We start from the raw sequence: 12,964 nt of genomic DNA on the forward strand, positions 1-12,964 counted from the left end.
CTGCTTCGAGAAAGCCTCTCAAGAATCCTTCTTTTGCTGCCTGGCAATAGACATTCGACTTATCTGCGATTCCCCTACCCGATCGACGGAGGAGAGGAAAGGCGCGAACCGATTCCAACTGGCTCCTCTCCTCTCCCTCCGGAGGGGGGAGAGGTGGCGCTGCGAAGCAGCGACGGAGCGGGGGAACCACTTGGCAAGAAAACACCGCCGTTCCCTTAATGGTCGCGGTCGTCATCATCGTCCTTGGCGGCCTTGGTCTTGCTCTTCTTGTCGCGGGCGAGGTTTGAAATGTCCTTGGCGTCGCGCAGAACGTCGGTCATCCGTCCCAGCGAGCCGCCCTCGATGCCGATCTCCTTCATCAGATTGTCGATCATCGGCGCCTGCACCCGGTAGCGCAGCGCCGAATCGATCACCTCGTCGGTGACGTTGCGGTTGCCGCCCGGCCCGCCATTGATGCCGTCGACATGCAGGATCTTGATGCCGTCGATCTTCTCCATCGGCTTGACGCTCTCGCGGATGATGCCTTCCATGTGATCGAGCAACTTGCCGCGCAAGCGGCCGGCGCGCGCCTCACTGGAGAGCAGGTTCTCCGCTTCGTTGATCTGGCGATGGCCGTTCGCGTCGACCTCATAGCGCTGGGCGGCGGCAAGGGCGTGGATCTTTTCCGCTTCCGCGGCGGCGACGGCCGCGATCTTCTGCGCCTCCGCCAGGCTCTTCGCGGCTTTCATCTCGGCCTCGGCGGCGGCCGTCACGCGAAGGGCCTCGCGCTCCGCCTCGCGTTGAGCGCCGATCAGGTCGGTCAGCTTGCGGCGCTCGGCGATCTCGCGTTCGCGGGCGGTCAGTGCCTGTTCCTCGGCCTGGATGGCCTTGGCGCGAACGGCTTCCGAAGCGGCGATCGCCGAGGAACGTTCCTGCGTCTTCTTGGCGATGTCGATGGCCTTCTGGATTTCGGCGATCTCGACCTTCTGGTCGCGGTCGACGGCGAGCTGTCGCAGCTCGCGCTCCTTGACGAGCTTGGCTTCCTCGATGCCGCGCTCGGTGGTGATGCGCGCCCGCTCCACCTCCTCGGCCGCTGCGATCTCGGCTTCCTCGAAGGCCTGGCGCTTGGCGATCTGCAGCGCTTCGAGGTGGCGCTCCCTGTCGATCCGCACCTCGTCGATAGCGCGTTCCTGCTCGATGCGCGCGGTCTCGGTCGCCTGGTTCTCGACGATCTCCGCGCGGCGCTTCTCCGCCTCCGCCCTGGTCACTTCGAGCGCCTTTTCGGCGAGCGCGATCTGACGTTCGAGTTCGGCGATCTCGAGCGACTTCTTGCGTTCGATCTCAAGCCCGCTCTGCGCGCCCTCGCGCTCGATGCGCGCCTTCTCCAGCGCAAGTCCAAGCGCGATCTGCTCGCGCTCGGTCAATTCACGCATCTTCATCTCGGCTTCGTCGAGCGCGCGGCGGCGCGCGATTTCGCGGCGCTGCGTGTCCTCCTCGGTGCGGATGCGTTCCTCTGTGATGCTGCGCTCCTGGGCGAGGCGCGATTTCTCCACCGCTTCGCGCGCGGAAAGCTGCGCCTGCTCGGCCTCTTGGTCGCGCACGGCCCGTTCCCTTGCGAGCTCGGAGCGCTGCGCGGCGCGCCTTATCTCGACTTCGCGCTCCTGTTCGAGGCGCGCATATTCGGTGTCGCGCTCGATCTCAAGCACCTTGCGCTGGGTGTCGAGGTTCTGGTTGCGGATATCGACCAGGGTGCGCTGCTCGATCTCATTGCGCATGCGGCGCCTGGTCTCGATGGATTCCGTCAGCTGCGTCAGGCCTTCGGCATCGAAGGCGTTGGAGGGATCGAAATATTCGAGGCTGGTCTGGTCGAGATCGACGATGGCGACGCTTTCCAGCTCGAGCCCGTTGGCGGCCAGCGAATCCGAGGCAAGCGCCCGGACCTTGTCGGCATAGTCGCCACGCAGCTCATGCATCTCTTCCAGCGTCATCTGCGCGGCGACGGTGCGCATGGCGCCGGCGAATTTGCCCTCCAGCAATTCGCGCAGGCTGTCGGGCTGCAGCGTGCGGCGGCCGAGCGTCTGCGCCGCGGCGGCGACGAACTCGCGGCTCGCGCCGACGCGGACGAAGAACTCGGCGATGAGATCGACGCGCATGCGGTTCCTGGTGATCAGCGCCAGCGCATCCTCGCGGCGCACCTCGATGCGCAGCACGCTCATGTTGACCGGAGTGATCTCGTGCAGGACGGGGATGACGAAGGCGCCGCCGTTCACCACCACCTTCTCGCCCAGGAAGCCGGTGCGCACGAACGCCGTCTCCTTCGTCGAGCGGCGATAAAGCCATCGCAGGATATAGACGGCGATCACCACCACGACCGCGGCGACGATCAGCCACAGCAGGAAAGCGCCAAAGCTCTGCGCGTCCATGATTTATTCTCCCCTACACAATCCGGTCGGCGCCAGGCGCCAATTCAAAGATCCGTCCGCCGTCAGGTAAAGCCCAATTCGTCATGCCCGCCTCTGCAGCTTTGGGCCGATCGCGTGGAAAGAGCTGATCACCGCATCGACGAAAGCCGTGTCGTTGATGTTGGCGCGCACCCGTTCGACATGGCGCAGCGGCGTCCGGCGGACGGTCTTTTCGATCGCTTCGAACAGCGCGTTGTCGGCTTCCGGGTCGTGAAAGGGCTGGCCGGGCGCGTCGAGCATCGAGATGCCGCCTTCGGGCAGCAGGAAACGCACCGGGCCGTTCATGGCGTTGAGCCGGGCGCCGATCCATTCGCCGAAAGCGCGGTTCTCGTCGCGCGTCGTGCGCATCAGCGTGACGTTGGGATTGTGAATGACGAATTTGCGGCTGCGGAACTTCTCCGGCACGCTGTCGCGCGGACCGAAATTGACCATGTCCAGCGCTCCCGTCGATCCGACATAGGGAAGTCCGCTGCGGATCGCCGCGCCGAACCGATCCTCGGTCGCCGGGAACACGCCGCCGACGATCATGTCGGCCACTTCCGTCGTAGTCAGGTCGAGGAAGGCCGACAGCAGGCGCGAGTCGCCGAGATTTTCCATGGCGCGCCCGCCGATGCCGGTGGCGTGGAAGACGAGGCAGTCATAGTCGGCTTCAAGCCGCTTCGTCACTGCCTGCACGGCCGGCGTGGTGACGCCGAACATGGTGATGCCGACGGCCGGCCGCGCCAGCTTGCGTGTTGCTTCCCACGCTTCGGCATTGGGCAACTGCGCGACCATGCCGGCCATGGCATGCGCCGCGTTGGCAAGCACCCGCTCGGTGATGGAGTTCAGCCCCTGAACGTCGGCGACGGAATGGAACATCATGATGTCGGCGCCGCCGACATATTTGGCGACATCGCCTGCCGCCACCGTCGAGACCATCAGCTTGGGGATGCCGACCGGCAGGACCCGCATGCCGGCCGTGGCCAGCGTCGTGCCGCCGGAGCCGCCGGCCGAGATGACGCCGCCGATGCGCGGCTCCCGCTCGATCCAGCGCGCGAAGGCCTCCGCCATGGCGCTGACCGAACCGCCGCGATCGTCGGTGAACACCGCGGAGGACCCGCGGATATGCATTCCGGCCACCTGCATGGCGGGCACGTCCGCGCTCGCCGGTTTCCCTGATGTCGAGAGGTCGACCGTGCGGACCGGAACGCCGAGCGACTTCAGGCGCTCGGCGATGAAGCGCAGTTCCTTGCCCTTGGTGTCGAAGGTGCCCGCGACCAGCACCGTTCTGCCGATGCGTTCGGCGAACGGCATGGCAAAGACCTTCTTAGGGTCTTCCTGCGGCAGGTTCTTCGAGACGGCCGCCTGGCGCAGTTCGGTGACAGGGACGTTCCAGCGGTTGGGCAATTCGGTGACCGGGCGGTAGACGCCGTCACTTGCCAGCGGTTCGACCGATCCGATCGCCGCACGGTCGACGCGATAGACGGCCGCCAGTTGCTCCTTTGCCTGCGCCGCTTCCGCTGGCGTGACAGGCGCTTCCTCGGCATGACGTCCGACGCCGAGCAGCCGCTGCTGCAGATCGCGGTCGGCGGCAAGTGCTGCTGCTTCCATCAGCCGGTTGATGCGGCCGTTGACCATGATCGCGACCTGGCTGGAGACGGCGGTCGCCACGCCGATATTCTGCTCGATGACGAGCACGGCCATCTCGCCGTCCGCGGCAAGGTCGACCAGCATCTTTTCGACCTGGTCGACGATGATCGGCGCCAGGCCTTCGGTCGGTTCGTCCATCACCAGGAGCTTCGGGTCGCTGAGGAGCGCGCGCGAGATGGCGAGCATCTGCTGCTCGCCCCCCGAGAGCTGCGATCCGCCGTTGTGGCGGCGCTCCGCCAGACGCGGGAAGGTCTGGTAGACGCGCTCGACGGTCCAACTCGCATCGCGCCGATTGCCGGCAGCCAGCCGCAGATGCTCGTCGACGGTCAGGCTTGGCCAGACGCGGCGCCCTTGCGGGACATACCCGATGCCGAGGCGATGGATCTCGTGCGGTTCGAGCGCGGTGATCTCGCGGCCGTCGAAGCGGATCGAGCCTGAGCGCGCGCGCTTCAATCCGACGATGGTGTTGCACAACGTCGATTTGCCCATGCCGTTGCGGCCGACCACGGAGAGCACGCCGCTCTCCAGCGTCAGCGAAATCCCCTGCAGCGCATGGCTCTCGCCATAGAAGACCTGCAGGTCTTCTATCTTCAGCACCGCCCTGGGGCTTTTGCCGGCGGCGCGTTCAGCCATGCTTGCCTCCGAGATAGATCTGCTGGACCTCCGGATCGGCCTCGATTTCCTGCGGCGTGCCTTCCTTGAACAGATGCCCGTTATGCATCATCGACACATAGTCCGCCACGCGCAGCGCGACATCGAGATCGTGCTCGATGATGATGAAGCCGATATGCTTCGGCAGCGCGTTGAGGATGGCGACGAGATCGCGCCGCTCGGTCGGCGAAAGACCTGCCGCCGGCTCGTCGAACAGGATGAAGCGCGGCGCGCCGGCAAGCGCCAGCGCGATTTCCAGCTGACGTTGCTGGCCATGGCTCAGTGTCGCCACCAGGGCGTCGCGATGGGCTTCGAGATGGACCGCCTCGAGGATCGATTGCGCCTGCACCATGTTGACGTCGTCGGCGGCCGGCCTCAGCAGCGAGAACCGCCGGCGCGAGACGCCCCGGCAGGCGAGAAAGATGGAATCGAGGACCGACAGGCCCTTGAACAGTTGCGAGATCTGATAGGTGCGACGCAGGCCGCGCCGGATGCGCTCATGCGGCGGCAGGTCGGTGATGTCCTCGCCGAAGAAGCGGATGCGTCCGGCGGTCGGCAGGAAGTCGCCTGTCACGGCATTGAACAGCGTGGTCTTGCCCGCGCCGTTGGAGCCCAGGACCGCGCGCCGCTCGCCGGCCGCGATCCTCATGTCGATGCCCGAGAGCGCCACCAGCGCTCCGAAATGCCGTGCAACGCCATCGAGCTCCAGCGCGTAGGCGCCGGAGCTCTGCAGACGGTTCGCGGCCAGGTTTTCGGTCACCGACGATGCTCTTGGCACGTACCGTTACGGGCAGCTCGGATTGTCTCGGTTGACCGCCCCGAGCTTCATGAACTCGTCCTCGGGAATGCCGAGCGTCTGGTTGACCTGCGGCACGACCTTGACCAGCTTGTTCAGAAGGTTGCCGTCCGAACCTTCGGTGACCTCGGTCAGGAAGATGTCGGCGACGGCGTTGCGGTTCTTGTCGAGCGAGACTTTGCCGGTCGGCGTGTCGAAGGACAGTTTCGACAAGGCCTCGCGCAATTTCTTGCCGCCGTCGGAGACGTCGCCCCCGACCTGGTCGAGCGCCAGCAGCGTCGCCTTCATGTTCACATAATAGCCGTGCGCGAAGAGCGACGGCGAGGGGAAGGCGCCCGGCTGCTTGGCATAGGCCGCGACGAACGACTTCCAGGCCGGCGCGTCATTGGTGTCGGCGGTCGGGCCCGCCGAGGGCGTGCCCTTCAGCACGTCGCGCAGCTTGCCTTTCGAGGTCAGCACGGTCTGGTCGACGGTGATCGAGCCGCCGATCAGCGGAGCCGTGCCGCCGGCCTGCTGGTATTGGGTCAGGAAGTTGACGGCATCGGCGCCGCCGAGCGCCACATAGATGGCGTCGACATCCTCGGGGATCGCCGCGATGACGGAGGAGAAGTCCTTGTTGCCGATCGGCACCCAGGATTTCGAGGGCACGTGCCCGCCGGCCTTGCAGAACTCGGCCATGAAGCCGAAGACCTGCGTGTAGGGGAAGGAGTAATCCTCGGCGACGGTGGCGACCTTCTTGTAGCCCTTGTCTTTGAAGGCATAGGTGCCGAGGCCGGCCATCCACTGCGCGCCGTCGGTGGAGAAGCGGAAGAAGTTCTCGGCCGGATTGCGCAGCGTCGTGTCCTGCGCGGCGGAGGTGCCGTTGATGAACGTCACGTCGGGCTTGGTCTTGGCATAGTCCTTGACGGCGAGGCCCTCGTCGCCCGAAAGCGGGCCGACCAGCACCTTCACGCCGTCCTGCTCGACCAGCTTGCGCGCCGCGCGCACGGCGCTGTCGGGCGACGCGTCGGAGGAGCCCTTGACGATCTCGATCTTCTTGCCGGCGACGGTGCCGTTGGTCTCGGCGACCGCCGTCATGGCGCCGCGTTCGCCGTCCTCGCCAAGCACCGTGAACGGTCCTTCGAAGGTAGCGAGCAGGCCGATCTTGATCGTGTCGTCGGCGGCGAGCGCCATCGAAGGCGCGGTCAGCCCGGTGAACAGCGCCAGGGCCAGCAATGTACGTCTATGCATCCTCGGTTCCTCCCTTTGAATTGCATTGATCTGCGGTGCTTCATCCGCGTCGGCCGCTAGGGACCGGCGCGCAAGGACTCCTGGGCAAGATGTGGCTTGATCCTCCCCCACAACCCAAGAATTCCATCCGGCGAGACGAAGACGATCACCAAAAACACCAGGCCGATCAGCGTGTTGAAACGCTCGGCGCCGACGATGTCGATGGCGAAGGTCTGCATCAATATGACGACGATCGCGCCCACGAACGGCCCGATCGGATGGCGCAGGCCGCCGATAACGGCGATGATCAGGATGTCGATCGCCACGTCGACGCCGATCGTGCCGGGCGAGACGCGTCCGTTGAACCAGACCAGCAGCACGCCCGCCAGCCCGGCGAGGATGCCGGCAAGGAACCAGGCGAAGACCTTGTGAGCGGTGACGTGGTAGCCGAGCGCCCGCATCCTGCGCGGATTGTCGCGGATCGCCTGCATGGTCATGCCGAAGGTGGAGCGGGAGCCGTAGAGCACCGCCGCGTAGGAAAGCATCGCAAGGCCGAGGCAGAGGTAATAGAACGGCTTCGGGTCCCGCCAGTTGATGCCCCAGAAGACCGGCGCGTGGATGCCGGCATAGCCGGAATGGCCGTTGAAGATCGCGTAATTCTGCTGGGCGAAGTAGAAGGTCGCCGTCGCGATCGCCAGCGTGATCATGAGCGTGTAGATGCCTTCCGTGCGCACCGAGATCCAGCCGATCAGCGCCGACGACACCGCCGCCGCGGCGACCGCGAAGGGAACGACGATCCACCAGGGCCAACCGAAGCCCAGCACGTTGGAATTGTTGCTGCCGAGGATGGCGACGGCATAGGCGGCGATGCCGGCGACCGTGATCTGAGCCAGGCTCAGCATTCCGCCATAGCCGGCCAGCAGCATCAGCGACAGCGAAAGCACGCCGAAGATCATCGAATAGCCGGCGATCTGCGTCAGGAAGAAATCCGACGCCACCAGCGGATAGAGAAGCAGCGCGACGGCAAGGATGACGTGACCGGCGCCGATCTTGTCCAGCCAGTTCTGCTGCGGCGCCGCGCCCTCGGCGGCTGTGGCCAGGCTCATCGCGCCTTCCCCATGATGCCTTGCGGCCGGACCGCCAGCGTTACCACCATGATGACGAAGGTGAGCACCACGCCATAGGTCGGGAAGTAGACGAGACCGATCTGCTCGGCCAGCCCGATGAGCAGGGCGCCGATCGCAGCGCCGGTGATGGAGCCCATGCCGCCGACGATGACCACGACCAGCGAAGCAAGCAGATAGCGCACGTCCTCGCCCGGCGCGACCGAGAGCGCCGACCCGCCGACCACGCCGGCGAAGCCCGCCAGTCCGGCGCCGACCGCAAAGACGATGGCGAACACCGCATGCACGTTGACGCCCGACGCCGACAGCATGGCGCGGTCGTCGACGCCGGCGCGGATCATCATGCCGACGCGTGTCTTGTTGAGCATCAGCCAGAGCCCGACCCCGATGACGATCGCCGCCGCCAGCACCACCACCCGGTAAAGCGGATAGGTGAGGAACACCGAGGCGCCGTTCGAGCGCACCGCCGTGATGACGGGCAGGGTCAAGGCGCCGTCGAGCCATTCCGGCGTGGCGATCTGATAGGTGCCTCCGGCCCAGACCGCCAGCATCAGGTCGGCGGCGACGATCGAGATGCCGATGGTCACCAGGGTCTGTCTGAGGTCGTCGCCCTCCAGGCGGCGGAAGACGAAAACCTGCATGACGACGCCGATGATGGCGAGCACCGCGAAGCCGGCGGCGACGCCGAGCAGCCAATAGCCGGTGCGGCTGGTGACCTCGTAGCCGATATAGGCGCCGAGCAGGTAGAGCGAGCCGTGCGCCAGGTTGATGTTGCGCATCAGGCCGAAGATCAGCGTGAACCCGCTGGCGACCAGGAAATAGAGCCCGGCGAGCGTCAGGCCGTTGAGGACGGCGCTCACGAAGGCCTTCTTGGAGATCAGGATCGCGTTCAGCCAGGCGGGCCAGACTGCGAAGACCAGCCAGGCGACGATCGCCGCGGCGAGCAGGCCGACAAGGCCCCAGGCCTGGCGGCGCGTCACTCCGCCGCCCGACAGCGACGAGGACGATGGCTGGTCGAGTATGCTCATGCCTTCAGCCGCCGGCGCTGCTCGTTCATGCGCGGCGCCTTGTGGAACTTGCCGTCCTTCATGATGGCGAGGATGCGGTTCTTGTCCTGCAGTATGCGCACGTCGGAAATCGGATCGCCGTCGATCAGAAGGATGTCGGCGAGATAGCCTTCCTTTATCAGGCCGAGCTCGTCGCCCATGCCCATGATCTGGCCGCCATATTTGGTCGCGGCCTGGATCGCTTCCATCGGCGAGAAGCCGAGCATCTCGACGAAGGTCTGGATGTCCTTGGCGTTGGTGCCCTGCGGCGTCCAGGCGAAGCCGTAGTCACCGCCGATCAGGACGCGGATGCCGCGCCGGTGCATCTTCTTCATCGTGTCGATGCACATTTCCAGCTCGCGCTCATATTCGAGCGACAGCGGCGAGCCGGGCTTGATGCCCCATTGCTCTGCGTAACGCGCGGTATTGATCAGCCAGGCGATGCCGGGCGCGACGAAGTGCTTGTCCTTGACCGCCTCCAGCATGTCGAGCGCTTCCTCGTCGGCGAAGGAGGCGTGGTAGATGTTCTGGATGCCGTGGCGGACGCATTGCTTGACCGAGCCGGAGGAGCGCGCATGCGCCGACAGCACCTTGTTGCGGCAGCGCGCCTCGGAAGCGGCCATGGCGACCTCTTCCTCTGACATCGGGGTTTCCTCCGCGCCCATCCCGGTGATGCTCTCGCCGGAAAGGTTGAGCTTGATGGAATCGACGCCGTATTTGATCAGCTGGCGCACCGTGCGGCGGATTTCCTCCGGGCCGGAGACGACGATGCCGAGATTGAGGCCCTCATGCGGAATATGCGAGGGCGCGGAATCGCCGAGGCCGCCGACCGTGGTGATCTCAGGCCCGGCCGCGAGGTAACGCGGGCCTGGAAACCGGCCCTGGTTTATGAATTTCTTGGCGACGACGTCGAGCCGCGGCTTGGCGGCGGCCGCGCCCCGTCCAGCGGTGAAGCCGGCATCGAGCACCAGCTTGGCCATCTCCATGGTGACCAGCATGTGCTCCTCGACCTCCATCATCTGGATGGGATCGATGCCCGGCGCGTTGTTCCAGGACAGATGCAGATGCGCGTCGATCATGCCGGGCATCAGCGTCGCGCCCATGCCGTCGATCACGGTTGCGCCCCCTGGCGCGCCGGCGCTGTAGGAAGACGACGAGGAGGCGCCGAAGCGCGACGAGCCCTTGGTGATCTGCTTGATGCGGTTGCCCTGCACCAGCACCTCGCCGGTGTAGGGGTATTCACCCGTGGCGTCGAGCACGCGCACATTGGTGAAGAGCGTGCTTCCCGATCCGTTTCCGGCCCAGCTTTCGTCTGCCATAACAAGCCTCCCAACTTGCCGAGCGCGTAATTCTACGCCCGATGCGAAATCCTCACCTATCAACCCGTCTCAAAAAATCGGCGAGCTTCGAGCTGCTCTCGCGCGGACTTTCCACCGTGGCCCAGTGTCCGCACCGATCGAGCGAGGAGAATACGGCTCCCTTGATCCTGTCGGCAAGCGCCTGGGCGACGCCTGGCGGATTGACCGTGTCGGCATCGCCGGTGACGAGCAGGGTCGGCGCCGAAATCCGGCGCGCATCGACCGCTGTGGCTTTCGCCAGGGCCTCACAGGTGCGGGCATAGGATTCAGGGTCCTGGCGGGTGATCGATTCCCGCACGAAGGCCACTGCCGCGGGCGACGTCTCCCTGGTATGCGCCGAGATCGCGTTAGCGACGATCTGATCGGCGATGTCGGCAATGCCGCCGGAGCGCGCCAGGCGCGCCCGGTTGCCGAGCCCTTGCCGGGTTGCCTCGCCCGGTTCGGCCAGGGCCCCGAACAGCGTCAGCGATGTTACCAGCGCAGGCTGCGTCGCGGCGATCTGCTGGCACACGATGGTGCCCATCGAATGGCCGACGAAATGCGCCGACGCGACACCCATGCCGCCCATGGCGCGGATCACGGCTTCGCTCATCCCCTCGATGGTGAGCGGCTCGATCGGCCGTGGCGAGCGGCCCGAGCCGGGCAGGTCGAGCCGGATGACGCGGTAGCCGGAGAGCGCGCCCATTTGCGGCTGGAACATGTTCGAGGTTCCGCCGAGGCCGTGGATCATCACCACGGCCGCGCCTTCGCCGGTCACTTCCGCAACGACTTGGCCGACAGTCACGGTCGTCATTGCGGCCTCTCCACGAAACGGTTCTCCAGTGTGCCGATGCCGTCGATCTCGATGCGTACGACATCGCCGGGCTTGAGATATCTCGGCGGATCAAAACCGATGCCGACCCCGACGGGCGTGCCGGTGGCGATGATGTCGCCGGGCTTCAGCGTGATGCCTTGCGAGAGCGTGGCGATTATCGTCGGTATATCGAAGATGAGCAGCGATATGCGGGAGTCCTGGCGCAGGTCCTCATTGACGAAACAGCGGATGCCGGCGCTGGCAAGATCGAACTCATCCTTGCTGACGGCCCATGGGCCCATCGGACAGAATGTGTCCTGCGATTTGCCGATCAGCCACTGGCTGTATTTGCCTTGCAGGTCGCGCGCCGTGACGTCGTTGACGATCGTATAGCCCCAGACGTGGTCGAGGGCGTCCTCCTTCGAGATGCCGCGCCCGCCCTTGCCGATGATGACGGCAAGCTCCGCCTCATAATCGATCGCCGTCGAGACAGTGGAATCGATCAACACGCTGGCGTGGTTGGGGACGACCGATTCCGGCACCTTCGAGAAGATGATCGGATGCTTCGGCACTGCCCCGGCGCCGGCGCTGGAATCGAAGCCGCTGCGCGCAAACTCGTGCGCGTGCTCGTGATAGTTCTTGCCGACGCAGAAGATATTGCGGCGCGGCTGTGGAATCGGAGCTTCGATCTCCACTCCCGCCAGCGGGATCGGGGAAAGGGTGCGCGGCAGCCCGGCTCCGTTGCGCTCGATCAGCGCGAGCAACCCGGCCTCGGCGCGCTCGACGGGAAATTCGAAGGGGGCGACGGTCTGGGCGGCAAGATCGACCAGGCCGACCCGCCGTTCGCCGGCGAGCGAGAAAGTCGCGACCCGCATGAAGTTCCTCCCGTGAACCAATTTTGAGCCAATTTTACGCTCTTTCGAAACACGCTAGCGGCAATTGGCTTAGGCCGCAAGCCGAATTCTGATTGGTTTCATCAAATAATCCGACATTTACAGGGTGCAAACGCTGTGATGCTTGCGACCAGCACGATGGACGGGAGCAGGAAAAGCTGCTATAAATGGTTCACTATTGGATCAGGTAACTGCCGCCAATTATGCCCAAACTGGTTGCCAACGATATCGCCATTGCCTTGAAGAAGCGCATTTCTCTGGGCGAGTGGCTGGAGAACGGCCGCATGCCGCCGGAGCGCGACCTCGCCAGCGAGTTCGGCGTGGCGCGCAATACGGTGCGGCGCGCCGTCAGCATGCTCGAGGATGATGGCACGGTCGTTCGCCACGTGGGCCGCGGGACATTTTTGACGGCGGGCAATCCCGATTCCATGGCCGCGACCGTCGCGCGCATGGAAGGAACCAGCCCCGCAGACATGATGGAGATCAGGCAGTTGCTGGAGCCGGCGGCAGCGTCCTTCGCCGCGACCAATGCAAGCGCCGGTGAATTGAACGCAGTGCGCGAGGCGCACAAGATCGCCTGCGCGTCCCAGGACATGCCGACGTTCGAGCACTGGGACGCGGAATTCCACCACCGCATCTTCGCATGCTCGCGCAACGACTTCCTCAAGGAGATCCACAATCTCATGCGCATCCTGCGCAATCAGCGGCCATGGTTCGAGATGAAGAAGCGTTCCTTCTCCGAGGAACGCCGCGCCACCTATTGCAGCGAGCACCAGCTCGTCCTGGATGCGTTGCTGGCGCGCGACTCCGAAGGCGCCAGCGCTGCCATGCTGACGCATCTGAGGACGGTCGAGCGCAATCTTCTGGGGAGGTAGCCGCCCGGATGTCGAAGCCCGAGTCGACATCGCATGAGGATGCCACTATATAGCGCCTGCTCCGGCTGAGGCCGGGGCAGCATCGACCGGGAAGCCGCGATACGGTTTGTGATACAAATGCGCTGTCAAAGTTAGAAAAAAGCAAGCAA

At 65.1% G+C, this 12,964-nt stretch carries 10 protein-coding genes; 1 reads left to right on the plus strand and 9 read right to left on the minus strand.

The window, feature by feature from the left end; all coding sequences use genetic code 11:
* Nucleotides 1-215 precede the first annotated feature (215 nt).
* The 9 genes from FJW06_RS16705 to FJW06_RS16745 form a co-directional block, all read right to left on the minus strand.
* Nucleotides 216-2,402: a flotillin family protein gene (locus tag FJW06_RS16705; protein WP_140753339.1), complete on the minus strand. Its 2,187-nt coding sequence runs from the start codon at nt 2,400-2,402 to the stop codon at nt 216-218.
* Between the two features lie 81 nt (nt 2,403-2,483).
* A complete protein-coding gene (locus tag FJW06_RS16710) occupies nt 2,484-4,703 on the minus strand; it encodes an ABC transporter permease (protein ID WP_140753340.1) in 2,220 nt (739 codons plus the stop codon).
* Entirely contained in the window at nt 4,696-5,481 is a 786-nt protein-coding gene (locus FJW06_RS16715) for an ABC transporter ATP-binding protein (protein WP_140753341.1), read from the minus strand. The genes FJW06_RS16710 and FJW06_RS16715 overlap by 8 nt, the downstream gene beginning before the upstream one ends.
* Before the next feature lie 24 nt (nt 5,482-5,505).
* On the minus strand, nt 5,506-6,747 hold the full coding sequence (locus FJW06_RS16720; RefSeq protein WP_140753342.1) for an ABC transporter substrate-binding protein: 1,242 nt from the start codon (nt 6,745-6,747) through the stop codon (nt 5,506-5,508).
* 56 nt (nt 6,748-6,803) lie between these two features.
* Entirely contained in the window at nt 6,804-7,832 is a 1,029-nt protein-coding gene (locus tag FJW06_RS16725) for a branched-chain amino acid ABC transporter permease (RefSeq protein WP_140753343.1), read from the minus strand.
* Nucleotides 7,829-8,878, minus strand: a complete 1,050-nt coding sequence (locus FJW06_RS16730; protein WP_140753344.1) for a branched-chain amino acid ABC transporter permease — start codon at nt 8,876-8,878, stop codon at nt 7,829-7,831. Before FJW06_RS16730 ends, FJW06_RS16725 begins: the two co-directional genes overlap by 4 nt.
* Nucleotides 8,875-10,215: an amidohydrolase family protein gene (locus tag FJW06_RS16735; protein WP_140753345.1), complete on the minus strand. Its 1,341-nt coding sequence runs from the start codon at nt 10,213-10,215 to the stop codon at nt 8,875-8,877. The genes FJW06_RS16730 and FJW06_RS16735 overlap by 4 nt, the downstream gene beginning before the upstream one ends.
* 52 nt (nt 10,216-10,267) lie before the next feature.
* Entirely contained in the window at nt 10,268-11,047 is a 780-nt protein-coding gene (locus FJW06_RS16740) for an alpha/beta fold hydrolase (protein ID WP_140753346.1), read from the minus strand.
* The gene (locus tag FJW06_RS16745; protein ID WP_140753347.1) at nt 11,044-11,922 is read right to left on the minus strand and encodes a fumarylacetoacetate hydrolase family protein; all 879 of its coding nucleotides are present in this window, start codon (nt 11,920-11,922) and stop codon (nt 11,044-11,046) included. The genes FJW06_RS16740 and FJW06_RS16745 overlap by 4 nt, the downstream gene beginning before the upstream one ends.
* Before the next feature lie 221 nt (nt 11,923-12,143).
* Here FJW06_RS16745 and FJW06_RS16750 point away from each other — a divergent pair, with 221 nt between their 5' ends.
* Nucleotides 12,144-12,815 carry an FCD domain-containing protein gene (locus FJW06_RS16750; RefSeq protein WP_140753348.1) on the plus strand — a complete coding sequence of 224 codons (672 nt, stop codon included), beginning with the start codon at nt 12,144-12,146 and terminating at the stop codon, nt 12,813-12,815.
* Nucleotides 12,816-12,964: the final 149 nt, after the last annotated feature.

The organism is Mesorhizobium sp. B4-1-3 (genome assembly GCF_006439355.1).
Lineage (GTDB): Bacteria > Pseudomonadota > Alphaproteobacteria > Rhizobiales > Rhizobiaceae > Mesorhizobium.